This window comes from Actinoplanes sp. NPDC019969 (genome assembly GCF_055562375.1).
This window is the reverse complement of sequence record NZ_JBVHFK010000001.1, coordinates 680505-703588: the sequence shown is the minus strand read 5'-3', so window position 1 is coordinate 703588 and position 23084 is coordinate 680505. Positions and strand designations below refer to the sequence as shown.

Below are 23084 nucleotides of genomic sequence, written 5' to 3'. Positions count from 1 at the left end.
ATGGTTACGGAGATCGGGTTCGTGAGCCTGCTGGTGGCCGCTCTGGGCGGTCTGGCCGGCGGCTTCGGCTATCTGGCAATGCGCATTTCGAGGGGACGCTGGTGAGCAACGAGACGGAAAACCCGCTGGGACCGCCGCCGTGGCTCAACGCTCCGCCGGTCGAGAAGTACCCCTACGAGGACACTCACGACCTGCGGTCCGGCCCGGATCTGCACCCGGCACTGCTCGGCCTGCTGCCGTTCGTCGGCTTGTGGCGCGGCCGTGGGCAGGGTGGTTTCCCGGTGGACGAGGACTACAACTTCGGCCAGGAGATCCGGATCAGTCACGACGGCCGGTCGTTCCTGCGCTACGAGTCGCGGGCGTGGCTGCTCGACGAGGACTCCAAGCCGATCGGGCAGGCGCTCGTCGAGTCCGGGTTCTGGCGGCCGATCCTGGTCGACGGGCGGCCCGGTGACGAGATGGAGGCCACCATGATCCGGCCGGACGGGGTGGCCGAGCTCTACCTGGGCAAGGCGGCCACGACTCGGCTGGAGATGTCGGCGGACGCGGTGGCGTACACGCCGTCCGGCCTGCATGTGACCGGCGGGCACCGGCTGTTCGGGATCGTCGAGGGCGCCCTGCTGTACGCCCACGAGATCGCGATCGACAACAGTGGCCTGAAGCCGCACATGTCCGCCCGGCTCCTGCGGATCGGCGGCTAGTCCCGTTTCGGCGTGTGGAGTTCGGCCGTTATTCGCGCCCGAAATCCACACACCCTCGGGTCAGTAGCCCAGCAGCTCCAACAGGCGGGGTGTCCAGGGCGAACGCGTCCGGGGCGCCCCGTCCAGCTCGGTCACCTCGGCCAGGCCGCGCAGTGACGACGCCAGCCAGATCGCGTCCGCCGCGGCCAGCTCGTCGCGGGTGACCATGCGCTCGGCCGCGTGCAGGCCCGCCGACGGCGCCAGCGACAGCAGGTGGGCGGCGGTGATGCCGGGCAGGATGCCGGCCTCCGCGGGCGGGACCGTGCACAGCTCGTCGCCGGCCAGCCAGACCAGTGATGCGGTGGGGGCTTCGAGGGCGTACCCCTCGGTGGCGAACCAGATCAGGTCGTCGGCGCCCTGCCGTACCGCCCATCGCCGTGCCGCGAAGTTCTCCGCATAGGACAGGGACTTGGCCGCGGTGATGGACCACGGCGGACGCCGCCGTATCGAGATGCCGAGATCCGCGGTGATCACCCGCACTCCTTCGCGCCGTTCGCGCAGCACGCCCGGCGGAATCGGGGAGACCGAGGTGTGTACCCGACCGCCGGTGTAGATGATCCGCAGTGCGCTTTCGGTCCCAGAAAGCGATATATCGGGCAAGTCGGGCGCGGGCAAACCCAAGATCGCCGCCGACCGGATCAGCCGGGCGAGGTGCTCCTCGAGCAGCCATGCTCCGTCCGGGCGCAGGTGGATCGTCTCGAAGACTCCGTCGCCGAACAGGTCGCCGGGCGCGACGCGGATATCAGTGGTCATCCGAACTATGCTCGGTCACGTGTCCGCCACATCGCTAGCCGCCATGCTCCGCGAGCGGGGCCTGCGACTCACCCCACAGCGTCAGCTGATCCTCGAAGCGGTGCACGAGCTCGGTCATGCGACACCCGAGTCGGTGCACAACGCGGTCCGGGAGCGGGCCGCCGGCGTGAACATCACCACCGTCTACCGCACGCTCGAGCTGCTCGAAGAGCTCGGCCTGGTCAATCACACGCACCTGTCGCACGGCTCCCCGACGTACCACGCGGCCGGCGAGGACCAGCACGTCCACCTGGTGTGCCGGTCGTGCGGCTCGATCGCCGAGGTCGACCCGTCGGTGATGCACCCGGTCACCGACCTGCTGCTGCGGGAGCGGGACTTCCGGGTCGACGTGGGGCACGTGTCGCTGTTCGGCCTATGTGGCAACTGCAAGGAGACCGCATGACCATCGTGATGGTGGAAGACCTGGAGCCGGGTTCGGCCGACGCCGGGGTGCCCGCCCATCTCGGCGACCCGATGCGCGAGCAGCGCCTGCTGGAGACCGGCGTGGGCCTGGTCGACCGGTCGAACCGGGACGTCGTCGCGGTTCCCGGCGAGGAACGGGCGAGCTGGCTGCACACCCTGACCACCCAGCACCTGTCCGGCCTCTCCGCGGACCAGGGCTCCGAGCTGCTGGTCCTCTCGCCGAACGGGCATGTCGAGCAGCACGCCTACGTCACCGAGGACGGCGTCACCGCCTGGCTGGACACCGAGCCGGGGGCCGGCGCGGGCCTGCTGAAATACCTGGAGATGATGCGGTTCTTCACCCGCGTCGAGCCCCGCGACGCGACCGCTGAGCTGGCGGTTCTCTCGCTGGTCGGCCCGGGTGCGGCCGAGCTCTTCCCGGACCTCGCCGAGCCCCGGGTGGGTGCGGTGCCGGGACCCAAGTTCGCCGCCGGGTCCGTTCCTTCCGAGGCCACCTCCCTTTATGCGGTACGGGGTTTCGAAGGCGGCCTGGCCCGTCGCGTCCCGCTCGGCGTGGACCTGCTGGTGCCCCGCGCGCGCAAGGCCGACGTTATCGAGAAGCTGGGCGTGCCGCAGGCCGGTGTCTGGGCGTACGAGGCGGTGCGGGTCGCGCACCGGATCCCCCGGCTGGGCTGGGAGACCGATCACCGGACGATCCCCGCCGAGGTCGATCTGATGGCTTCCGCCGTGCACCTGGAGAAGGGCTGCTACCGCGGTCAGGAGACGGTCGCCCGGGTGCACAACATGGGCCGCCCGCCCCGCCGTCTGGTCCTGCTGCACCTGGACGGGATCGCCAGCGACCATCCGCCGGCGCGGGGCACCGCGGTCGAGATGGACGGTCGCGCGATCGGTTTCGTCGGCACCGCCGTCCGTCATCACGAGTTGGGCATGATCGCTCTCGCCGTGCTCAAGCGGAACGTGCCGGATGATGCCCGCCTCTCCGTTGCGGAGTCGGCAGCCGCTATTGACACGCAGTGACCATGCACCCGGAAGTTGTACTCATTCTGGTGACGTCCGAGTGGCCTCATGGGCGTTTAGACCGTTGAGTGCTTAGCTGATGCAGCCAGCGTTGCCGCGCCGGCCGCACCAGCCTGTGCCCCGCGGTGCCCGAGAACTCTTCGCCTAAAGCCAGCACCTCCCTTGCCGGGGGGAGTTACCTTAATACCAACTTGATCACCGAAGAGGGGATCTTTGTGACTGTCTGTAGTTAATTATGGCTGATCGTTTTGGCAATTGCCACCGTCGCTTGACAATCTGGCATTTGCCTGGGTAGCTGCCACCTGTCAAAGTGACATGTGGCCTGCCCTCTTGCGATCACGGAGGTGGCGATCATTCCCGGTCATCCTGGGCCCCTGGTGCGCCGCCGCCAACTGGGCGCGGCCTTGCGGCAACACCGCATCGGCGCCGGGCTCAGCATCGCCGACGTGGCGCGGGAACTCCTCCTCTCCCCGTCGAAGATCAGCCGCTTGGAAACAGCACAGAGAAACATATCCGCCCGCGATGTCCGGGATCTGCTGGACCTCTACCGAGTCGCCGATCCCGATGTCCGCGACGAGCTTATGAGGCTCGTCGAGGAGAGCCGGGAAGCAGCGTGGTGGGCGCAATACGACCTTGATCCCGGATATGAGCGGCTGATCGGCCTGGAGGGTGCCGCAACAACGATTTGTGACTATCAGATGGGGGCCGTTCCGGGCCTTTTGCAGACACCCGAGTACGGGGCCGCTCTGACCAGTGCCTGGACCGACGACCCGGCGATCCTCAAAAAGGTCGTCGAAGTGCGGGTCGCCAGACAGCGGCTGTTGAACAGCAACACCAACCTGAATTTCGTCGTCGACGAATCCGTGCTGCGCCGGTCGATCGGTGGTCGCGAGACCATGCGGGACCAGATACGCAGGCTGCTCGAGGTGAGCACCGGATCCCGCGTCGTCTTTCAGGTCCTTCCGTTCTCCGTGGGCGCCCACCGGGGCCTGGTGAGCGGATTCATCGTCCTTCAGTTCTCTAATGCGATATCTACTGGCTCAGCGGCCAGTATGTCCGACATCGTCTACCACGAGGGTGTCGTCGGCGCCGGTTGGTACCTGGAACAGCCCGATGAGGTGACCAGGCACCTCGAAGCCTTCCAGGATCTTCAGCGGAAGGCGCTCACCGTGCGCGGTACGACGTCCTTCCTGGAAGGGCTCCTGCGGGATCAGTGATCGTCGGCTCTGCGCCGGCTGACATATTCCTGGGAGATTCCGATGCGTGTCGAGGAAATGAACCTGCCTTGGCGGACCTCGTCGTTCTGCACCACCGGCGCCTGCGTTGAGGTGGCCATCACCACCGATTCCGTCTTCGTCGCCGATTCGAAGGAATCCCGCCGCCACATCCTCGCCCACACGAGAGCTGAATGGCGCGACTTCATCACCGGCATCAAGAGCGGCGCCTTCAGCCACTGAGCCCAGCGCAAGAGGCGGGAACCTCGTGGTTCCCGCCTCTTGCGCGCGGTGATGACCGGTGCGGCGCCGCATCGAGGCCTGGTCCGGGGAGTCCCGCATGGCAGGATGACCGCATGACCGGGACCTTGATCACCGTCGCCCCGACCGGCGCGGAGAGCAGCAAGGCGGACGCGCCGGCTCTGCCAGTGACCCTGGATGAGCTGGTGACCACCGCCAAGGAGTGCGAGGCGCTCGGCGCCTCCATCATTCACGTCCACATCCGTGACGACGACGCCCGGCCCACCCTGGACCAGGGCCGGCTGCGGGCGACAGTCGCCGCGTTGCGCGAGGCCACCGGCCTGATCGTGCAGCTGTCGTCGGGTGGGTCCGTGCACGATCCGGAGGCGGACCGGCTGGCCGTGCTCGACGCCGCCCCGGAGATGGCCTCCTGCACGATGGGCACCGTCAACTTCGGCGACGACGTGTTCCTGAACCGGTGGGCGTTCATCGTCGACCTGCACACCCGCATGCAGGAGCGCGGCATCGTGCCGGAGTACGAGATCTTCGACCTGGGCCAGCTCACCACCCTGCAGCGGCTGCTCGGCAAGTACGGCCTGCCGTTCGGCGGGCACGTGCACCTCGACCTGGTGATGGGCGTGCCGGGCGGGATGCCGGGGACGGCGGCGGCCGTGGTCGCCTGCGAGCGCGTCATCCGCGACCTGCCGGAGGGCACCACGTTCTCGGCGACCGGGATCGGTCGCAGCACCCTGCCGGTGATGCTGGCGTCGCTGGCGGCGGGCGGTCACCTGCGGGTCGGCATGGAGGACACCCTGACGTACGCGAAAGGCCGCCCCGTCGAGTCCAACATGCAGCTGGTGGCCCGCGCCGTCGGGTTCGCCCAGCTCGCCCAGCGCCCGCCGCTGACCCCCTCGCAAGCCCGTGACCTGCTCGGAGTGCCGGCTCGATGATCGTCGCCGAAGTCGTCCGCTCCGGTTTCGTGGAGAGCGTCCACCACGGTGTCGTCGCGGTGATCGGGGGCGAGAGCCTCGGGGACGTGGACAGCCCGTTCTTCCCCCGTTCCTCGAACAAGCCCCTGCAGACCGTCGGCCTGCTGAACGCCGGGCTGGTCCCGCGCGAGGAGGCCGACCTCGCCCTGATCAGCGGCAGCCACGACGGGGAAGCGTTCCACGTGGAACGGGTCCGGGCCATGCTCGCCGCGACCGGCCTGGACCTGACGGCGCTGGGCTGCCCGGCCGACCTGCCGCTCGGCGAGACGCCACGGAACGCCTGGCTGCGCGGTGGGGGCCGGGCCGAGCCGATCCTGATGAACTGCTCCGGCAAGCACGCCGGCATGCTCGCCACCTGTGTGATCAACGGATGGCCGCTGGACTCCTACCTCGAAATCGATCATCCCCTGCAGAAGGCCCTCGCCGACGCGGTGAGCGTGCTCGCCGGTGAGCCGATCGCGGCGCTCGGGGTGGACGGCTGCGGCGCGCCGATCTTCGGCATCACGCCGGTCGGGCTGGCCCGGGGGTTCCTGAAGCTGGTCGAGGCGGAGCCGGGGACGCCGGAACGCCGCGTGGCCGACGCGATGCGGGCGAACCCGGAGCTGGTGGCGGGCACCGGGACCGAGGACACCGTGCTGATGAACGCGGTGCCGGGGCTGCTCGTCAAGAAGGGCGCGGACGGGGTGGCCGCGGCCGCCATGGCCGGCGCGGGGGCGGTGGCGCTGAAGATCTCCGACGGCGCGACGCGGGCCCGCGTACCCGTGCTGATCGCCGCCCTGCGCCGGATCGGTGTGGACGTTCCCGCCATGCCCGAGGTGATTCTGGGTGGGGGACGCCCGGTGGGAGAGGTTCGCGCGGTCTTCGGATAGTGGGGTGACCCGGTTCACGCTAGCTGGAGCAAGCGTTTTGCTTGCAACAGCTAGCACCGCGGGCTACCTTCGATGCATGGCCACGCCCAAGGATCTGCCCGAGGACATCGGAACCTTCATCCGAGACCTGCGGCAGACCGCGAAGATCTCGCTCCGGCAGCTCGCCGACAAGGCTGGCGTCAGCAACCCCTACCTGAGCCAGATCGAGCGTGGCCTGCGCAAGCCGAGCGCTGAGGTGCTGCAGCAGATCGCCAGCGCCTTGCGAGTGTCGACGCCCGCGATGTATTTGCGGGCCGGGCTGCTCGATGGCGAGGGCCACCAGGGTGTGCTGGCCGCCATCGCGGTCGACCCGGAGCTCACGATCGCGCAGAAGCAGTCCCTGACGCAGATCTACGAGACCTTCCGCAACGAGAACGCGCGCAACGCACCGCCCGCCGAGGACGCTGAGGAGAAGAAATGACCGAGCAGACCCAGACCAAGATCCCGACCCCCCTCTACGCCGCCGCCGGCGCCGGTGACCTGGCCTACCAGCAGCTCCGCAAGCTGCCCGCCGTGGTGACCGAGCTCAGCACCCAGGCCGCCGCCGCCCTCCGCGCCTACAACGAGCAGGCCGGCACCAAGGCCGCCGAGCTGCGCGGCAAGGCCCAGGAGACCGACTTCGTCTCCCTCCGGGACAACGCGACCAGCGCCGCCGTGACCTTCGCCCAGGTCGCCCAGGAGCGCGCCATCGCCGTCTACAACGAGCTGGTCTCCCGCGGCGAGCGCGTCGTCGGCACCGGTGTCGTCGAGGCCGCCGACGTGGTCAACTCCGACATCGAGGCCACCGAGCAGCCGAAGGCCGTCGAGGCCGCGGTCGAGGACGCCAAGGCCGTCGAGGCCGCGCCGAAGCCGCGCAAGCGCGCCAAGCCGGCCGCTCCCGCCGAGTGATCTGACATGCACCGAGGGCCCCGGCATCGCCGGGGCCCTCGGCATAGACTCTTCAGTCATGGCCACCGCTGCGCCCATCTTCTTCCTGGACGTCAGGTATTACATCGACCTCCTCGTCTACGTCGTCTCGCTGGCGGTGCAGGCCGTCGCCCTGATCCACTGCCTGACCCAGAAAGGCAACGGATTCCAGGCCCTCGGCACCCTCCCGAAGGGCGCGTGGGCCGGCATCATCGGCGTCTGCCTGGCGCTCACCGCGCTCACCCAGGGCGGCCTTCTGATCATCAGCATGATCGGTGTGGCTGCCGCCCTGGTCTACATGCTCGACGTCCGCCCGGGCCTCAAGGACCTGTCGGACGGCAAGGGCTTCTGGTGACCGCTTCTCTGGTGACCGCTTGATGAGGCGTGGCCGTTTCGGCGCGCCACCGCCGGACGGCGGGCCGCGCCTTCAGCGCATGGACCGGACAGGCCCGCGGACGGGCCGGCCGACGCTGCCGGGTCCGGCGACCGAGTTGGTCACCCTCCCCTCAGGGGTTCGGGTGGAGCGCCTCGTCACCGGCTCCGGCGACCCGGTCACGGTGTTCGCGCACGGGCTGGCCGGGGACATCGCCGGCACCCGCCCGCTCGGCAGCGCGGTGACCGGCCGCCGGGTGTTCTTCCACTTCCGCGGGCACGGCCGCTCCGACGCGCCACCCGGCCCGTGGTCCTTCGCCGACCTCGCCGCCGACCTGCACGCCGTCGCCGGCCTGGCCGGAGCCACCCGCGCGGTCGGCGTGAGCATGGGCGCCGCCGCGCTCTGCCGCCTGATCGCCGACGAGCCCACCCGTTTCGAGCGGATCGTCCTCTACCTGCCCGCCGCCCTCGACGGCACCCGCCCCGCCGCCTCCGAGGAGCGCCTGGACCGCCTTCTCGCCTCGGTCGAGTCGGGCGAGGCCGCGATGATCGCCGACGCCGTCGAGCAGGACATCCCCCCGTCGGTGCGGGACACCCCCGCCGGCTGGAGCTTCCTGCGGCAACGGGTCGAGCAGCTGCAACAGGACGGCCTCGCCGCCGAGACCGCTTCGGTGTGGTCCGCCCCTGCCGTGCCCGACGAGTCCCGGCTCGCCGCCTTCACCGGCCGAGCCCTGGTCATCGGCTGCCTCGGCGACGAGGTGCATCCGGTCTCCTGGGCCGAGCGGATCGCCGGGCTGCTACCCGGAGCGGAGCTTGAGGTGTACGACCGCCCCGCCGTCCTCTGGACCAACCGCACCCTGCTGCGCGAACGCATCTCCGCCTTCCTGAACCACTGACCGGCCGGCCTGCCTTTCGCCCCGTCTGCCTTCCGCTGGCCTCCCGGCCGTTTTCGTCGCTGGGATCCCTTTTCCGGCCCTCTGGCTTCCCGAGCTCGGCCGCGCTTTGGGTGTTATGTCCAGAAGCCGTAACTTTTCGGGCGGTGGCGCGGTGAGTGGTACGTGCGCTTGTCCCCTAAATCCGTCTTTTTCGCTTTAGTGATCGTCGGGCTCCCGTTCGCGGTGGTCACCGGCTGGGCGTTGGGGGCTCCCGCCGTACGCCCGGCCGCCTTCGGTGCCGACGGCACCCTCCACGGGGCCGACGGGATCGGCTCCGCGCCCCGCAAGGCCAGCCCGCCACGGGATTCGCCGGCCGGCTACACCGCCCGCCCCCCTCGATCCACCGCCGTCCCGCCGCAGGCGACCGTCCCCGCAGCCGGCCCGAGCGTCGTCATCACGACCGTGACAGTCGTGCAGACCGCGCCTCCCGTGCCCGCCCCGACGACCGAACCGCCGCTGCTGACCCTCCCGCCCGTCCCCACCCCGACACAGATCGACCCCTCCGACCCGTCCGATACGCCCCCCGCGCCGACCGCTACCACCACCCCCGCCACCCCGACGCCCTCCACCAGTACGAACCCCTGACGTCCCTTCTGGCCGACCCGGAAGTGGCCGCGGGTCGGCCCGTTGCCGAGTGCCGTGGCGGCCACGCTCTAAGCTCCCGAAACGTGAGTGGTGATCAGAGCCGGCCGGTGACGGCGTTTCGTGAGTTCGTCAACGGGGCCGCGCTGCTCGGCCGTGGCCTCGCCCTGGTGCTGCGCAACCCGCGGCTGCTCCTGATCGGACTGATCCCGGCGCTGGTCTCCGGCATCCTCTACACCGTCGCGCTGGTGATGCTGATCCGCTACCTGCCGGACCTGTCCGCACTGGTCACCTGGTTCGCCGACGACTGGTCCGGCTGGGCCCGCGGAACGATGCGGGTGTTCGGCGGCATCACCGTGCTCGGCTCCGGCGTGCTTCTCGCCGTACTCACCTTCACCGCGGTCACCCTGGTGATCGGCGACCCGTTCTACGAGAAGATCTCGGAACTCGTCGAGGACCGGTTCGGCGGCGTACCCGACGCCGTCGACGTCGGCTTCTGGCGTTCCCTGCGCCGCAGCGTGGCCGACTCGTTGAAGCTGGTCGGCGTCTCCATCCTGGTCGGCATCCCGCTCTTCCTGCTCGGCCTGATCCCGTTCGTCGGCCAGACCGTGATCCCGGTGCTGGCCGGGGCCATCGGTGGCTGGCTGCTCGCCCTGGAACTGACCGGAGTCCCGTTCCAGCGCCGTGGCCAGCGCCTGCGTCACCGTCGCGCGGCCCTCGGCCGCAACCGGCCACTGGCCCTGGGCTTCGGCTCCATCGTCTTCGCAACATTCCTGATCCCGCTCGGCGCGGTCTTCCTGATGCCCGCCGCGATCGCCGGGGCCACCCTGCTCGCCCGCCGGTCCCTCGGCCGCCCCATCGAGATCACCACCACCGCCTCCCTGTAATCCGCCCTCCCGATGGCCCACGCCTACGGGCCCTGCCGTAGTCGTTGCGGGTAGAAGCGGGAGAAATAGGTGGGAAGGTGACGGCGCCGGAACGGTAGGGTCCCGGCGTGGAGATCGAGCTGATCGAGGGCGACATCACGCAGCAGCACGTCGACGTGATCGTCAACGCGGCGAACTCGTCGCTGCTCGGTGGCGGTGGGGTGGACGGTGCGATCCACCGCAAGGGCGGCCCGGAGATCCTGGCGGAGACGCGTATGTTGCGGGCTTCGAGGTACGGTCGAGGGCTCCCGACCGGGCAAGCCGTCGCGACGACCGCGGGCCGGTTGCCGGCACGTTGGGTCGTGCACACGGTCGGGCCGGTCCACAGCGCGACCGAGGACCGTTCCGAACTCCTGCGGTCCTGCTATGCGAACTCCCTACGGATCGCCGACGAACTCGGCGCCGAATCGGTGGCGTTCCCACTGATCTCGGCCGGGATCTACCGGTGGCCGGCCGACGACGCGGTCCGGCAGGCGCTGACGGTGCTGCGCTCCGCCGAACCGGTGCACATTCGTACCGCAACCCTCGTTCTCTTCGGCGCCGAAACCGCCGCCATCGCCCGCACAGTCGCTGACCAGTCCTGAAGCACCGGAGCGGCTGGGGTGATCCACGGCGCGCACCCTTCTCCGCCGTCGTTGCGGGTTGAGATGGCCAGCCGGCCCAGGGTTGGCCGGTCAAGCCTTCAGGGCAGTCAAGGCCGTATCGCTTCGCGAAAGTCACCTCGCGTCCGATCTTGGGAGCCCAGTGCCGGAGCCGGGAGCCCAAGATCGCAATGCTGCTCGAACTTGTTCCTCCGGTTCCGGGAAACCGGTGTGTCCCGCCCAAGATCGCCGGCGCTGCCGATCTTGGGCGGGAGGCGGCGTTGTCTCTCGCGCAAGATCGCCGGCTGGCGGCCGGTCGTCCTGGTGCCGCATTGCTCAAGATCGCCACATGCATGCCTGCGCCAGCGATCCCAGACGCGGGCGTGAACAGCAAGAACATCCGACCCGATACCCATCGCCCAAGATCGCGCCGAGGAGGGTCGGCACGCCCGGCACCCGCTGGTCTGACGCGTGTCTCGGGCGGTAACGGGCCCGGCGCGGCACGGGTGGAGTCGGCATGGCGGAAGCGGGCTTGGCCGGGAGACCGAAAGGGATCAGGCAGAGGTACGGATGATCAGCTCGGTGGGGAGGATGATGGCCGGCTCGACGTCGGGATCGCCCGAGATCAGGCGGAGCATCTGGCGGGCCATCGTGCGGCCTGCCTCGCCGATCGGCTGGCGGACCGTCGTCAGCGGTGGCTCGCTGTACCGGCTGATGTCGAAGTCGTCGAAGCCGATCACCGCCACGTCCTCCGGCACCCGCCGCCCCGCCTCCCGCAGCGCCTGCAGCGCCCCGTGCGCCATCAGGTCCGAGGCGGCGAAGACGGCGTCCAGGGAGGGCGCGCGCTCGAGGAGGTCACGCATCGCGGTGACGCCGGAGTCGCGGGTGAAGTCGCCGGTGGCGACGATCTCGGGCAGCCCGTGCGCGGCGAGGGTGTCGCGGTAGCCGGTGCGGCGTTCCAGCCCGGCCACCATGTCGGGCGGCCCGGCGATGGTGGCGATCCGCCGGCGACCGGAGGAGATCAGGTGGCGGATGGCCGCGGCGACGCCGCCGGCGTGGTCGACGTCGACGTACGGGACGGGCGGGTCGTCGTTCATCGGCCGGCCGCTGCAGATCACCGGGATGCCGCGCCGGGCGAGCAGGCCGGGCAGCGGGTCGGCGCCGTGGATGGAGGCGAACATGACGCCGTCGACGTGACCGGCGACGGCGTACCGTTCGACCCGGTGGTAGCCGGCGGCGGAGCCGGCCATCATCAGGACGAGTTGTTTGTCGGCGGCTTCGAGTTCGGAGCCGACGCCGCGGATGATCGCGGGGAAGAACAGGTCGTCGGAGAAGACCCGGTTGGCGGTTTCCGGCAGGATCAGCGCGATCGAGTCGGTCTGCCGGGTGACCAGGCTCCGGGCCGCCTGGTTCGGCACATAGCCGAGTTCCTCGACGGCCCGGTTGACTGCTTCGCGGATGGCGGCCGCGACCGTGGTGGAGCCGTTGACGACGCGGGACACCGTCGCCCGGGAGACCCCGGCCCGTCGAGCGACTGCTTCCAGAGTCGGCCGTTCCCGCGTCGTCAAAGCTTTTACTCCAACCCGTTGCGGCGGATCACCTCGCGGTACCACTTGGCGCTGTCCTTGAGCACGCGCTGCTGCGTGGTGTAGTCGACGTGCACCATACCGAAACGCTTCGCGTAGCCTTCGGCCCATTCAAAGTTGTCCATCAGGGACCATGCGAAGTATCCCCGCAGATCCACACCGGCCGCCAGGGCGTCGTGGCAGGCGCGCAGGTGGCCGTCGATGTACTCGATGCGCGGCAGGTCGTGGAGGCCCTCGGGGTACGCGGCGCCGTTCTCGGTGATCATCAGCGCGGTGCCGGGGTAGTCCCGGTGGATGCGGGTGAGGAGCCGGGTCAGCGCGGCCGGTTCGATCGGCCAGCCCATGTCGGTGACGGGGGCGGGGAGCCGGCGGAAGGCGATGCCGTCGCTGCCGGGGTAGTCGAGCGCGCCGCGGTGTCCGGGCACCGCCTCCACGTACGCCGGGGTGTAGTAGTTGATCCCGAGCACGTCGAGCGGCTGGTGGATGATCTCCGTGTCGCCGTCCTTGATGAAGGAGGCGTCGCCGGTGACGCGGGCGATGTGCTCCAGCACGTCGGTGGCGTACTCGCCCTTGAGCAGCGGGTCGAAGAAGATCCGGTTGGCGACGCCGTCGATGAGCCGGGCGGCGGCCACGTCGTCCGGGTTCTCCGCGTCGAGCGGGGAGACCACGCACGGGTTCAGCGTGATGCTGATGTTTCGGGCGCCGGCCGAGCGCAGGGCGCGGGCGGCGAGGCCGTGTGCCAGGTTGAGGTGGTGCGCGGCGACGAGGGCGTTGGCGGGTTCCTGACGGCCGGGCGCGTGGATGCCGTTGCCGTACCCGAGGTAGGCGGAGCACCACGGCTCGTTCAGGGTGGTCCAGGTGCCGACGCGGTCACCGAGGCGGCCGAAGACGACGGCGGCGTAGTCCGCGAACGCTTCGGCGGTCTCCCGGTTGGTCCAGCCGCCGCGGTCCTCGAGGGTCTGCGGCAGGTCCCAGTGGTAGAGGGTGACGACCGGGTCGATGCCCTTGCCGAGCAGCTCGTCGGTGAGCCGGTCGTAGAAGTCGAGACCCTTCGGGTTGACCGGCCCGGTGCCGTCGGGGCGGACCCGCGGCCAGGCGATCGAGAAGCGGTACGACGCCAGACCGAGGTCGGCCATCAGGGCGACGTCGTCGGCGTACCGGTGGTAGTGGTCGCAGGCGATGTCCCCGGTGTGACCGGCGAAGACCTTTCCCGGCGTACGGCTGAAGGTGTCCCAGATGGACGGGCCGCGGCCGTCCTCCCGCGCGGCGCCCTCGATCTGGTATGAGGCCGTTGCCGCGCCCCAGACGAAGCCGTCGGGGAAGGTGATCCCCGCGGGGGCCGGCTGCGCCGACGTGGACGTGACGGTTGCCGTCATGTCTTCTCCGCTTCTGATGATCCGCTGAACTTAACCGGTTCATCTTACGGCTTGACCGGCCCGTGACAACGAGATGGCGGATTAACTTCAGCCGGTCCGTAGTGCTTGGAAGAGGCGGGGATCACCGGTCAGGGCGAGTTGGTCCGGCCTTTTGCGCCCCATCAGAGCCAATTGCAGATCGCTGGCGCTGCCGGTGGCCTTCGCCCGGGCGTGATGATCGTCGCTGTCCAGGATCGTGCCGGTGTCCAGCAGCGCGATCCCCTCGCCGCGCAGGCGGACGAACCATTCCTGCCCGGCATCCGCCGCGACCAGGTGGACGACGCCGTGCAGATCGGTGGGACCCTGCCGCTTGCCGGCCGGCAGCCAGGTGTCCAGGACCTCGCCGACCCCGTCGGTGGCCAGCTTCGTCTCGATCGGGGTGGCCCGCCCGGCGGCCGACTCGGCGTCCCACCGGTGCACCGAGATCTCGTGGGCCGTCCGGCGGTGCCAGAAGTTCGCCCGCTTCGGCTGGGGCGCCCAGTTCCACGCCGGGAAGTCGGGGTCCAGCGCTTCCAGGGTCTCGATCGTGCCGGTGATCTCGCGCCGCAGGTGGTCCAGCGCCTCGGTCCAGTCCTCGTACCGCGGGAGGTCGCCGCCGGCGGCGGGCCGCTCGGTGACCCCGCGGGTCACCGTGGCGCGCACCCAGTGCAGCACCGTGGTCACATGGTGCGCGAGGTCGGCCACGGTCCAGTCCTGGCAGGACGGGACGGCGGTGCCGGGACCCGTCTCGGCGACGGCGTCATAGAGCGCCGGGCCGTCGGCGCGCAGTGCCGCCAGCCAGAAATCCTTCGTCGCGTGCAACCTGTTCATCGCAGTCGTCTCCCCGCTCGGCCGGACCGCCGGTGAAAAACCCCCTGAAGTGTCAGCTTAGGGTGAGCGTCGTGAGTGACACTTCCCTGGCGGCTTACACGACGCTACGCCTTGGCGGCCCGGCCGGCACGGTGACCACCGCGGTCCATACGGACGAGGCGGTCGCGGCGGTGCGTTCGGCCACCTCAGCGGGGCGCCCGTTGCTGGTCCTGGCCGGCGGGAGCAACGTGGTGATCGGTGACGACGGGTTCGACGGCGAGGTGCTGCTGCTGCGCACCCGCGGGATCGAGGCGGTCGCCGAGGACGGCTCCGGTGTGCTGGTCCGGGTCGCGGCGGGGGAGCCGTGGGACGACTTCGTCGCGCACACCGTCGCCAACGGCTGGTCCGGGCTCGAGTGCCTGTCCGGGATTCCGGGCGCGGCCGGGGCCACCCCGATCCAGAACGTCGGGGCGTACGGCCAGGAGGTCGCGCACACCATCGCGGCGGTGCACGCCTACGACCGGCAGGCCGACGAGATCCTGGTGATGACGCCGGACGAGTGCGGCTTCGGTTACCGGTCGAGCGTCTTCAAGCACAACGACCGCTACCTGGTCACCGCCGTCGACTTCCGGCTGGCCCGGTCCGGGGAGTCGGCCCCGATCCGGTACGCCGAACTGGCCCGCTCGGTGGGCGCCGAGGCCGGCGACCGGGTGCCGCTGCGCCAGGCCCGGGACACCGTGCTGAAACTGCGGGCGGGCAAGGGCATGGTGCTCGACCCGGAGGACCGGGACACCTGGTCGGTGGGTTCGTTCTTCACCAACCCGGTGGTGCCTGCGGCGTCGTTCGCCACACTGACGGAGACGACGCCGGGCGGGATGCCGCACTGGCCGGCCGCGGACGGCACGGTGAAGATCCCGGCGGCCTGGCTGATCGAGAACGCGGGCTTCCCGAAGGGCTTCGCCGGCGCCGGGGTGGCGATCTCCGGCAAGCACACCCTCGCCCTGACCAACCGGGGGACCGGCACCACCATGGCCCTGCTCGACCTGGCGCGGACCATCCGCGACGGCGTCCGGGCCCGGTTCGGCGTCGAGCTGCACCCCGAGCCGGTCCTGATCAACTGCGCGATCTGATCCGGTGTGTTGATTTCGGGCGCGTATAGCGGCCGAAATCAACACACCGGATCTCAGTTCCAGCCGAAGACCTGGGTGTAATAAGGAGTGCCGTCGGCGGCGAAGGCCACGCCGGCCCCCATCGACCGGGCCCGGCAGTTGAGGATGTTCTTGCGGTGGCCCGGGCTGGCCATCCAGGCCCGCACCACCTCGGGCGCGCTGCGGTACCCCCAGGCGATGTTCTCCCCGGCCGGCTGCCGGTAACCGGCGTCCCGGCTGCGTTCCACGAACGTCGAGCCGTCCCGCCACACATGACTGAACAGCCTGGTCCGGGCCATGTAGGAACTCTGCCGCTGGGACGCGGTGACCAGGTCGTCGTCGACTGACAGGGCGGGACAGCCGGCCTCCAGCCGTTCGCTGTTGGTGAGCCGGACGACCTGCGCCATCGTGGTGCGGGCCCGGACCAGGGCGGGGGTGGGCGGCAGCGTGACGGCTGGTGCGGCGGTTGCGGTGGGCACACTGCTTGCGGGGGTACGGGGAACCGGCGCCGGAACGGCTGCGGCGGGGCCGGACGTGACGGCCGGGGGCGGAGTGCTCTGGGGCCGTGGCGGGACGGCCGGCCCGTGCGCGGACAGGGCGAACAGCGCAGGTGCGGCGACTCGGACCACCAGGTCGAACACGGGGCCTCCCGATAGCGGAAACGGGGCGCGGATCGCCCCGTCACGGCTATCGCACCCCGAAGCTCGCGGCGTGTCACATCTTTCGCGGAACGGGCGATAAGCCGTACGGGAAATGTCAGGCTGTAGGGATATCTCGATCGAGCCGGTGCGCGGCTTGTGTCGAGGCTGCTCGGGCGGATCCTCGCGGACCGGCTCGGACCATCCCGACCGGCGCTAGACTGTCACTGTCCGTAAATAGGCGGTCACATCACGCTATGGTGTGTTTGCGCTTGAGGACTTTTTTCTCCCGCTCGCGGTTGCGCGGGCGGTGCCAGGTTCGTGTGCCGCGGACGGTTCGCGCCCGGAGACGGGTGCGGGCGCGGGTGGGGAGCAGGGTGAGCAAACGATGAGTCGCCTTCTCGTGGTCGAGGACGACCCGGACATCGCACTCGCCCTCCGGCTGCTGTTCAGCCGGGCCGGATACGAGGTGGCGCACGCCGCCGACGGCCGGTCCGGGCTGAAGGAGGCGTACGCGGAGCACCCGGATCTGGTGGTGCTCGACGTCGGCCTGCCGGAGATGGACGGCTGGCAGGTGCTGGAGCGCCTGCGTGACGTCTCGGACGTCCCGGTGCTGGTCCTCACCGCGCACGGCCAGGAGGCGGAGAAGGTGCGCGGCCTGCGGGGCGGCGCCGACGACTACCTGACCAAGCCGTTCGCCAACAACGAACTGCTGGCCCGGGTCGAGGCGCTGCTGCGCCGCTCGTCCGCGGGGCAGAACAGCTGGGCCAGCCAGGTCTACGACGACGGCCTCGTGCACCTCGACCCGACCAAGCGCCGGGTCTACGTCAAGGGTGACGAGAAGCGCCTCACCCCTACCGAGTTCCGCCTGCTCAACGCGCTGGTACGACATGCCGGCGCGGTGCTCTCGCCGAACCAGCTGCTGACCCAGGCCTGGGACGACCCGACCGGCATCGGCCAGGAACGGGTCAAGTTCGCGGTGCTGCGGCTGCGGCGCAAACTCGGCTGGTCCGACCCGGACGACTCACCGATCGAGTCGGTGCGCGGGTTCGGCTATCGCTACCGCCGCCCGGGCGGAGAGTCCTGATTCCGAGGGCGTTACCGGGCGAGTCTTCTCAGTTGGCGTCCCCGTGGGTCGATGAGGGCAGTGAAGCCGAGCAGGAGGTAGGTAAGTCGTGGAAGACCTTGGCGAGATCGTCGGCGAATTCCTCATGGAGAGCCACGAGAACCTGGACCAGATCGACCGGGACCTCGTCAGCCTCGAGCAGGAACCGGACTCGCGTGACCTGATCTCCCGCATCTTCCGGGCGATCCACACGATCAAGGGCACCAGCGGGTTCCTGGCGTTCTCCCGGCTGGAGAAGCTCGCGCACGCCGGTGAGTCGCTGCTCTCCCGCCTCCGTGACGGCGTGCAGCCGGTCACCCCGGAGACCATCACCGTCCTGCTGCTCTGCATCGACGGCGTCCGGTCCATCCTCTCCTCGATCGAGGAGAACGGGTCGGAGGCCGAGGTCGACATCGAGAGCATGATCGTCAAGATCCAGGCGCAGATGAACGCGCCGACGGACGGCGCGCCCGCCGCCCCGGCTGCTGCCGCCGCTCCCGCCGAGGACGCGCCGGCCGACGAGGCGGAGGCCCCGGTCAGTGTCGAGCAGGATGCCGCAGCGATCCGCCCGGCGCCCGAGCCGGTCGCCGACCAGCGCCAGCCGCTCGGCCAGATCCTGGTCGACGCCGGCGCGGCCCAGCCGACCGACGTCAGCTCGGCGCTGCAACAGCAGATCGAGGGCGACGAGCGCAAGCTCGGCACGATCCTGCTGGAGGAGGGCAAGACCCAGCCGGCCGCGGTCAACGAGGCATTGCAGCAGCAGGCGCCGAAGCGGAGCATCGCGGACAGCGCGATCCGTGTCGACGTCGACCTGCTCGACACTCTGATGAACATGGTCGGCGAGCTGGTGCTGGCCCGGAACCAGCTGGTCCGTGGCGTGATGGAGATCGGTGACTCCGGTCTGGTCCGCAGCGCCCAGCGGCTCGGCATGATCACCAGTGAGCTGCAAGAGGGCATCATGAAGACCCGGATGCAGCCCATCGAGCACATCTGGTCCAAGCTGCCCCGAGTCGTCCGGGACCTGAGCAACTCGCTCGGCAAGCAGGTCCAGCTGGTGATGGAGGGCAAGGAGACCGAACTCGACCGGAGCCTGCTCGAAGCGGTCAAGGACCCGCTGACCCACCTCGTGCGCAACGCGGTGGACCACGGCATCGAGGACCCGGAGCGGCGCGTCGCCAACGGCAAGGGGCCGGAGGGCACGCTGACGCTCCGCGCGTACCACGAGGGTGGGCACGTGGCGGTCGAGGTCGCCGACGACGGCGCCGGCCTGAACGTGGAGCGGATCGCGCAGAAGGCCGTGGAGAACGGCCTGCTCCGCGCGGAACAGATCCCGAACATGGACAAGCGCGACATCATGGCGATGGTCTTCCAGCCCGGCTTCTCCACCGCCGCGAAGGTCACCAACGTCTCCGGCCGCGGCGTCGGCATGGACGTCGTCAAGACCAACATCGAGAACATCGGCGGCGCGGTCAGCGTCGACTCGACGCCCGGCGAGGGCACCGTCTGGCGGCTCACCATCCCGCTGACGCTGGCCATCATCCAGGCGCTCACCGTCGACTGCGCCGACCAGCGGTACGTGGTGCCGCAGGTCGCGGTGCTCGAGCTGGTCTTCATCGACGGCAACACCACGAAGGTCGAGTACGCCTCGGGCGCGCCCGTCTACCGGCTGCGCGGCAAGCTGCTCCCGCTCGTACGCCTCGATCGTGCCCTCGGTCTGGAGGTCGGCGGTGACCAGGGCGTCTACATCATGGTGCTGCAGGCCGACGGCAGACGGTTCGGTCTGGTCGTGGACCGGGTGCTGAACACCGAAGAAGTCGTGGTCAAGGCCCTCAACACCAGATTCAAGGACATCGGCCTGTACGCCGGGGCCACCATCCTCGGTGACGGCAAGGTGGGCCTGATCCTGGACGTGTCCTCGCTGGCCCGCCGGTCGCACCTGGCCGTCGACTCGGAGCGGGAGACCGTCGCCGACAAGCGCGGCGCCGCCGGCGGTGGCACCGAGCGCCTGCTGGTCACCGCGGTCGGCGAGCGCCGGGTGGCGATCCCGCTGGACACCGTCACGCGGCTGGAGGAGTTCCCGCGCGACCGGATCGAGCACGCCGGCTCCCGCGAGGTGGTCCAGTACCGGGGCCAGATCCTGCCGCTGGTGCGCCTGTCGCACCTGCTCGGGGCGTACGGCGAGGAACTCGAGGGCGACACCGTGTCGGTGGTCGTCTACAGCGAGGGCGGCAAGAGCGTGGCGCTGGTCGTGGACCGGATCGTCGACATCGCCGAGAACTCGACCACCGCCCGCCGCGACGCGGAGGAGGACGGCCTGGTCGGCACCGCGGTGATCCAGCAGCGGGTGACCGAACTGCTGGACGTGCGCCGGGCCATCCTCGCCGCCGATCCGAACTTCTACAGCGACTCCATGGACGACATGATGGTGGAGGTCTGACATGACGAGTCGTCAGTTCGCCACCTTCGAGGTGGACGGGCAGCTGTTCGGCGTCGAGGTGCACACGGTGCAGGAGGTGCTCTCGTACAACGAGTACACCCCGGTGCCGCTCGCCCCGCCCGCCGTCGGTGGCCTGTTCAACCTGCGCGGTCAGGTGATCGCCGCGGTGGACCTGCGGGTCCAGCTCGGCCTGGCCCGGCAGGCCCTCCAGGGCCCGGTCATGAACGTCATCCTGCGTGGTGACGGGGAGCCGGTGTCCCTGCTCGTCGACAAGATCGGCGAGGTGGTCGATCTCGACGACGACACGTTCGAACCGCCGCCGGACACGCTGAGCGGGCCCACCCGGGAACTGGTGGTGGGCACGTTCAAGCTGGACGGGCGGTTGATGCTGGCTCTCGACGTCAATCAGGCCGTCGACACCTACCGCGCCACCATCTGATGTACAGCCTGGTCAGCGCCCCCGTTCTGGGCTTCGACCTGACCCGCCTGGAGGGCGGGCCGGCCGCGGCCGAGGTCCTGTTGCGCGCTCTGCGGCTGAAGAGCGGGGACCTGCCGGTGCTCGCCGAGCGGCTCCCGGACGAGAACGTCCGGGGCCCGCTCTGGGTCGAGGTGGAGAGCGCCGCCCGCCGGATGCCGTCGCTCAAGGGCATGTCGAAGGACGACCCGGCCGGGAACCTCGCCCTCGTCGAACGCGCGCCGATCGGATCGGTGGACTCACTGCTCACCTGCCTGCGCTACGACGTGATGTCGTGGACCTGGGAGGGCGCCGGCCGGGACGCCCGGCAGAGCGACGAGGCGGCCGCCGCGACGGCGCTGCTCTGTGACGCCGCGGTCGCCAGTTACCTCCGGGAGGTGCTCGACGACGACGTCCGGCGCGGGCTCGGCGCCGGGTGGGTGTCGGCGGTGCGGAAACTGCCGGCCGGCGCCCCGATCGACATGGGCCCGCACCACTACACGGTGTCGGCGCTGCTCGACCGGCTCCGCACGCTACGGCCCGAGGACCGGCAACGGGTCTCGACCGCCGCCGACGACGCCCGGCGCAACACCGCCGGATGGTCGCCCGCCGTGCATTCGGCGTCATGGGCGGCGTACCTCTCGGATCGGGTCCGGACCGCAGCCGCAGCGCAGATGCTGCTGGTGCAGGCGGTGGACACGGCCGGCATTCCGCTGGCCGACCGGGCCGGCGGGGTCTGGAACATGCTCAGCGGCGCCGTTCAGGCGCTCGTGGTCCGCGATCTGCTGGACACCGCAACGGCGCACCGGCTGCTCGCACCGGTCGTCGCCGCGCTCGGTCCGGCCTGGCTCGGTTGAAGGGAGTGGTCGAATGATCTCGGTTCTCGTCGTCGACGATTCCGTTGTGGTCCGTCGGCTGATCGTCGACGCTCTCGGGGAGGCGCCGGGCATTCAGGTGGTCGGCACCGCAGCCAACGGTCTGCTCGCCCAGGCGAAGATCGATCAGCTCAAGCCCGACGTGATCACGATGGACATCGAGATGCCGCAGATGGACGGCATCGAGGCGGTACGGGAGCTGCGCAAGCGGCACAACACCCCGGTGATCATGTTCAGCACGCTCTCCGCAGCCGGGGCCACCGCGACTCTGGAGGCGCTCTCCGCGGGCGCCACCGACTACGTGACCAAGCCGAGCAACGTCGGCTCGGTCCAGGAGTCGATGATGGCGGTACGGGAGCAGCTCGTACCCAAGATCCAGGCCCTGGGTGGCCGCCGCCGCCCGCCGGCCGCCCCACCCGGTCGCCCGCCGGCCCCCGCCGCCGGCCTGCGTCCCGGCACCGCGCCGCTGCGTCCCGGTGGCCCGCCCGGAGCGCCCGGAGCCCTGGGCCGCCCGCCCACCGGTGGACCGGCTCCGACCCGGCCCGCGGTCAAGCGCAGCTCCGGCGGGAAGATCGACATCCTGGCGATCGGCTCGTCCACGGGTGGCCCGGACGCGCTGACGAAGGTGCTGCTGGGGCTGCCCGCGGACCTGCCCGTCCCGATCGTGATCACGCAGCACATGCCGCCGGTGTTCACCAAGATGTTCGCCGAGCGCCTGGACCGCAGCACCGCGCTGAAGGTGGTGGAGGCCGGCGAGGGCATGGAGCTCACGCCCGGCACCGTCTACATCGCGCCGGGGGACCGTCACCTGGTCTTCCAGCGCCGCGGGACGGCGACCATGACGCAGCTCAACAACGGGCCGCAGGAGAACTCGTGCCGCCCGGCCGTGGATGTGATGTTCCGGTCGGTGGCGGCGCTGTACGGCGGGTCATGCTTCGCGACCATTCTCACCGGAATGGGACAAGACGGACGGAGTGGTGCCAAGGTGCTACGAGACGCGGGGGCTGAGGTGCTGGCCCAGGACGAGGCGACCTCGGTGGTCTGGGGCATGCCCGGTGCGGTGGTGAGCGCCGGCCTGGCCGACGAGGTGCTGCCGCTGGACAAGATCGCGGGGGCCCTGCTCAACCGCGTCCGGGCGGGGCGGTCACCGGCGGTGGCCCGATGACCCTGTCCGCGGCGGAGTTCACCTTCGTCTCCAACCTGGTGCGCCGGGAGGCGTCCATCGTTCTCGCGCCGGGCAAGGAGTACCTGGTCGAGGCCCGGCTCATCCCGGTCGCCCGGGCGGTCGGCGCGGCCAACGTCAACGAGTTCATCGGGGACCTGCAGAAGCGCCCGAACCCGCAGCACCAGCGGAAGATCATCGACGCGCTGACCACCAACGAGACATCCTTCTTCCGGGACCGGGAGCCGTTTTCCGCGCTCACCGACGTGGTGCTGCCCGAGCTGATCAAGTCCCGGGCGAGCGTACGGAAACTGCGTTTCTGGTCGGCGGCCAGCTCCAGCGGGCAGGAGGCGTACAGCCTGGCCATCACGCTGCAGGAGACGCTGCCCGCCGGGTGGTCGTACGAGATCGTCGGCACCGACATCTCCACCGCGATGGTCGAGCGGGCGCAGAAGGCCGAGTACAGCCAGGTGGAGGTGAACCGTGGCCTGGCCGCCACCCAGCTGGTGCAGTACTTCCAGCGGGCCGGCGCGCACTGGCAGGTGATCCCGGCGCTGCGCAAGAACGTCTCGTTCAAGCACATGAGCCTCACCGCCCCCTTCCCACCGATGCAGCCGTTCGACGTGATCTTCCTGCGGAACGTCCTCATCTACTTCGATGTGGCCACCAAGCGTCAGGTGCTGCAGAACGCTGCCAAGATCCTGCGCCCGGACGGCCTGCTCTTCCTCGGTGCGGCCGAGACCACGATCGGGATCGACGACAACTACGAGCGGGTGGCCGCCGGCCGCACCTCCGCCTACCGGACTCGCACTGCGGCGCCCGCCGGCGCCGCGAGAAGGGGATGACGCCG

At 70.1% G+C, this 23084-nt stretch carries 26 protein-coding genes and 1 pseudogene; 22 read left to right on the top strand and 5 right to left on the bottom strand.

Annotated elements, in window-relative coordinates:
- On the top strand, positions 1-105 hold the full coding sequence (gene mtfM, locus ACZ3II_RS03400; protein WP_043533180.1) for a small membrane protein MtfM: 105 nt from the start codon (positions 1-3) through the stop codon (positions 103-105).
- Positions 102-701, top strand: coding sequence for a heme-binding beta-barrel domain-containing protein (locus tag ACZ3II_RS03395; protein WP_465516007.1), 600 nt, complete (start codon positions 102-104; stop codon positions 699-701). Before mtfM ends, ACZ3II_RS03395 begins: the two co-directional genes overlap by 4 nt.
- 60 nt (positions 702-761) lie before the next feature.
- Here ACZ3II_RS03395 and ACZ3II_RS03390 read toward each other — a convergent pair whose 3' ends face one another.
- On the bottom strand, positions 762-1493 hold the full coding sequence (locus ACZ3II_RS03390; RefSeq protein WP_465516006.1) for an aminotransferase class IV: 732 nt from the start codon (positions 1491-1493) through the stop codon (positions 762-764).
- A 7-nt stretch (positions 1494-1500) separates the two neighbouring features.
- On the opposite strand from ACZ3II_RS03390, the gene ACZ3II_RS03385 reads away from it, so the two are divergent.
- From ACZ3II_RS03385 to ACZ3II_RS03325, 13 genes and pseudogenes are all read left to right on the top strand, one after another.
- A complete protein-coding gene (locus tag ACZ3II_RS03385; RefSeq protein WP_465516005.1) occupies positions 1501-1935 on the top strand; it encodes a Fur family transcriptional regulator in 435 nt (144 codons plus the stop codon).
- Positions 1932-2972, top strand: a complete 1041-nt coding sequence (gene ygfZ, locus ACZ3II_RS03380) for a CAF17-like 4Fe-4S cluster assembly/insertion protein YgfZ (RefSeq protein ID WP_465516004.1) — start codon at positions 1932-1934, stop codon at positions 2970-2972. The genes ACZ3II_RS03385 and ygfZ overlap by 4 nt, the downstream gene beginning before the upstream one ends.
- A gap of 344 nt (positions 2973-3316) precedes the next feature.
- The gene (locus ACZ3II_RS03375; RefSeq protein ID WP_465516003.1) at positions 3317-4189 is read left to right on the top strand and encodes a helix-turn-helix domain-containing protein; all 873 of its coding nucleotides are present in this window, start codon (positions 3317-3319) and stop codon (positions 4187-4189) included.
- 42 nt (positions 4190-4231) lie between these two features.
- Positions 4232-4429: a DUF397 domain-containing protein gene (locus tag ACZ3II_RS03370; protein ID WP_465516002.1), complete on the top strand. Its 198-nt coding sequence runs from the start codon at positions 4232-4234 to the stop codon at positions 4427-4429.
- A gap of 113 nt (positions 4430-4542) precedes the next feature.
- Positions 4543-5376: a beta-keto acid cleavage family enzyme gene (locus ACZ3II_RS03365; RefSeq protein ID WP_465516001.1), complete on the top strand. Its 834-nt coding sequence runs from the start codon at positions 4543-4545 to the stop codon at positions 5374-5376.
- Positions 5373-6284, top strand: a complete 912-nt coding sequence (locus ACZ3II_RS03360; RefSeq protein WP_465516000.1) for an asparaginase — start codon at positions 5373-5375, stop codon at positions 6282-6284. Before ACZ3II_RS03365 ends, ACZ3II_RS03360 begins: the two co-directional genes overlap by 4 nt.
- Before the next feature lie 76 nt (positions 6285-6360).
- Positions 6361-6729, top strand: a pseudogene (locus ACZ3II_RS03355) (helix-turn-helix domain-containing protein); the annotation flags it as partial.
- A gap of 11 nt (positions 6730-6740) precedes the next feature.
- A complete protein-coding gene (locus tag ACZ3II_RS03350; RefSeq protein ID WP_465515999.1) occupies positions 6741-7211 on the top strand; it encodes a hypothetical protein in 471 nt (156 codons plus the stop codon).
- Positions 7212-7269: 58 nt separating this feature from the next.
- Positions 7270-7584 carry a DUF2516 family protein gene (locus tag ACZ3II_RS03345; protein WP_465515998.1) on the top strand — a complete coding sequence of 105 codons (315 nt, stop codon included), beginning with the start codon at positions 7270-7272 and terminating at the stop codon, positions 7582-7584.
- Positions 7585-7606: 22 nt separating this feature from the next.
- Positions 7607-8497: an alpha/beta fold hydrolase gene (locus ACZ3II_RS03340; RefSeq protein WP_465515997.1), complete on the top strand. Its 891-nt coding sequence runs from the start codon at positions 7607-7609 to the stop codon at positions 8495-8497.
- A gap of 198 nt (positions 8498-8695) precedes the next feature.
- The gene (locus ACZ3II_RS03335; protein ID WP_465515996.1) at positions 8696-9121 is read left to right on the top strand and encodes a hypothetical protein; all 426 of its coding nucleotides are present in this window, start codon (positions 8696-8698) and stop codon (positions 9119-9121) included.
- An 83-nt stretch (positions 9122-9204) separates the two neighbouring features.
- The gene (locus ACZ3II_RS03330) at positions 9205-10005 is read left to right on the top strand and encodes an EI24 domain-containing protein (RefSeq protein ID WP_465515995.1); all 801 of its coding nucleotides are present in this window, start codon (positions 9205-9207) and stop codon (positions 10003-10005) included.
- Between the two features lie 107 nt (positions 10006-10112).
- A complete protein-coding gene (locus tag ACZ3II_RS03325; RefSeq protein ID WP_465515994.1) occupies positions 10113-10628 on the top strand; it encodes an O-acetyl-ADP-ribose deacetylase in 516 nt (171 codons plus the stop codon).
- Between the two features lie 551 nt (positions 10629-11179).
- Here the strand turns inward: ACZ3II_RS03325 and ACZ3II_RS03320 are convergent.
- The 3 genes from ACZ3II_RS03320 to ACZ3II_RS03310 all read right to left on the bottom strand — a co-directional run bounded on the left by ACZ3II_RS03320 (position 11180) and on the right by ACZ3II_RS03310 (position 14436).
- Positions 11180-12193 carry a LacI family DNA-binding transcriptional regulator gene (locus ACZ3II_RS03320; protein ID WP_465515993.1) on the bottom strand — a complete coding sequence of 338 codons (1014 nt, stop codon included), beginning with the start codon at positions 12191-12193 and terminating at the stop codon, positions 11180-11182.
- Positions 12194-12198: 5 nt separating this feature from the next.
- Positions 12199-13587, bottom strand: a complete 1389-nt coding sequence (locus ACZ3II_RS03315; protein WP_465515992.1) for a GH1 family beta-glucosidase — start codon at positions 13585-13587, stop codon at positions 12199-12201.
- Between the two features lie 87 nt (positions 13588-13674).
- Positions 13675-14436 carry a maleylpyruvate isomerase family mycothiol-dependent enzyme gene (locus tag ACZ3II_RS03310; protein WP_465515991.1) on the bottom strand — a complete coding sequence of 254 codons (762 nt, stop codon included), beginning with the start codon at positions 14434-14436 and terminating at the stop codon, positions 13675-13677.
- A gap of 32 nt (positions 14437-14468) precedes the next feature.
- Here ACZ3II_RS03310 and ACZ3II_RS03305 point away from each other — a divergent pair, with 32 nt between their 5' ends.
- On the top strand, positions 14469-15545 hold the full coding sequence (locus ACZ3II_RS03305) for a UDP-N-acetylmuramate dehydrogenase (RefSeq protein WP_465515990.1): 1077 nt from the start codon (positions 14469-14471) through the stop codon (positions 15543-15545).
- A gap of 53 nt (positions 15546-15598) precedes the next feature.
- Here the strand turns inward: ACZ3II_RS03305 and ACZ3II_RS03300 are convergent, their stop codons facing one another.
- Positions 15599-16204, bottom strand: coding sequence for a CAP domain-containing protein (locus tag ACZ3II_RS03300; protein ID WP_465515989.1), 606 nt, complete (start codon positions 16202-16204; stop codon positions 15599-15601).
- Positions 16205-16589: 385 nt separating this feature from the next.
- On the opposite strand from ACZ3II_RS03300, the gene ACZ3II_RS03295 reads away from it, so the two are divergent.
- The 6 genes from ACZ3II_RS03295 (at position 16590) to ACZ3II_RS03270 (ending at position 23079) form a co-directional block, all read left to right on the top strand.
- On the top strand, positions 16590-17288 hold the full coding sequence (locus ACZ3II_RS03295) for a response regulator transcription factor (protein ID WP_465515988.1): 699 nt from the start codon (positions 16590-16592) through the stop codon (positions 17286-17288).
- An 88-nt stretch (positions 17289-17376) separates the two neighbouring features.
- Entirely contained in the window at positions 17377-19743 is a 2367-nt protein-coding gene (locus tag ACZ3II_RS03290) for a chemotaxis protein CheA (protein WP_465515987.1), read from the top strand.
- A gap of 1 nt (position 19744) precedes the next feature.
- Positions 19745-20182: a chemotaxis protein CheW gene (locus ACZ3II_RS03285; RefSeq protein ID WP_465515986.1), complete on the top strand. Its 438-nt coding sequence runs from the start codon at positions 19745-19747 to the stop codon at positions 20180-20182.
- The gene (locus ACZ3II_RS03280) at positions 20182-21054 is read left to right on the top strand and encodes a hypothetical protein (RefSeq protein WP_465515985.1); all 873 of its coding nucleotides are present in this window, start codon (positions 20182-20184) and stop codon (positions 21052-21054) included. The genes ACZ3II_RS03285 and ACZ3II_RS03280 overlap by 1 nt, the downstream gene beginning before the upstream one ends.
- 13 nt (positions 21055-21067) lie before the next feature.
- On the top strand, positions 21068-22237 hold the full coding sequence (locus ACZ3II_RS03275; RefSeq protein WP_465515984.1) for a protein-glutamate methylesterase/protein-glutamine glutaminase: 1170 nt from the start codon (positions 21068-21070) through the stop codon (positions 22235-22237).
- Positions 22234-23079 (top strand): CheR family methyltransferase, encoded by an 846-nt coding sequence (locus ACZ3II_RS03270; protein ID WP_465515983.1) that lies wholly within the window; start codon positions 22234-22236, stop codon positions 23077-23079. Before ACZ3II_RS03275 ends, ACZ3II_RS03270 begins: the two co-directional genes overlap by 4 nt.
- Positions 23080-23084: the final 5 nt, after the last annotated feature.

Coding starts and splice junctions, on each gene's coding strand:
- mtfM (WP_043533180.1), top strand. CDS start 1: ATGGTTACGGAGATCGGGTTCGTGAGCCTGCTGGTGGCCGCTCTGGGC.
- ACZ3II_RS03280 (WP_465515985.1), top strand. CDS start 20,182: ATGTACAGCCTGGTCAGCGCCCCCGTTCTGGGCTTCGACCTGACCCGC.
- ACZ3II_RS03365 (WP_465516001.1), top strand. CDS start 4,543: ATGACCGGGACCTTGATCACCGTCGCCCCGACCGGCGCGGAGAGCAGC.
- ACZ3II_RS03285 (WP_465515986.1), top strand. CDS start 19,745: ATGACGAGTCGTCAGTTCGCCACCTTCGAGGTGGACGGGCAGCTGTTC.
- ACZ3II_RS03385 (WP_465516005.1), top strand. CDS start 1,501: ATGCTCGGTCACGTGTCCGCCACATCGCTAGCCGCCATGCTCCGCGAG.
- ACZ3II_RS03345 (WP_465515998.1), top strand. CDS start 7,270: ATGGCCACCGCTGCGCCCATCTTCTTCCTGGACGTCAGGTATTACATC.
- ACZ3II_RS03315 (WP_465515992.1), bottom strand. CDS start 13,587: ATGACGGCAACCGTCACGTCCACGTCGGCGCAGCCGGCCCCCGCGGGG.
- ACZ3II_RS03360 (WP_465516000.1), top strand. CDS start 5,373: ATGATCGTCGCCGAAGTCGTCCGCTCCGGTTTCGTGGAGAGCGTCCAC.
- ygfZ (WP_465516004.1), top strand. CDS start 1,932: ATGACCATCGTGATGGTGGAAGACCTGGAGCCGGGTTCGGCCGACGCC.
- ACZ3II_RS03390 (WP_465516006.1), bottom strand. CDS start 1,493: ATGACCACTGATATCCGCGTCGCGCCCGGCGACCTGTTCGGCGACGGA.
- ACZ3II_RS03270 (WP_465515983.1), top strand. CDS start 22,234: ATGACCCTGTCCGCGGCGGAGTTCACCTTCGTCTCCAACCTGGTGCGC.
- ACZ3II_RS03275 (WP_465515984.1), top strand. CDS start 21,068: ATGATCTCGGTTCTCGTCGTCGACGATTCCGTTGTGGTCCGTCGGCTG.
- ACZ3II_RS03295 (WP_465515988.1), top strand. CDS start 16,590: ATGAGTCGCCTTCTCGTGGTCGAGGACGACCCGGACATCGCACTCGCC.
- ACZ3II_RS03370 (WP_465516002.1), top strand. CDS start 4,232: ATGCGTGTCGAGGAAATGAACCTGCCTTGGCGGACCTCGTCGTTCTGC.
- ACZ3II_RS03350 (WP_465515999.1), top strand. CDS start 6,741: ATGACCGAGCAGACCCAGACCAAGATCCCGACCCCCCTCTACGCCGCC.
- ACZ3II_RS03310 (WP_465515991.1), bottom strand. CDS start 14,436: ATGAACAGGTTGCACGCGACGAAGGATTTCTGGCTGGCGGCACTGCGC.
- ACZ3II_RS03340 (WP_465515997.1), top strand. CDS start 7,607: ATGAGGCGTGGCCGTTTCGGCGCGCCACCGCCGGACGGCGGGCCGCGC.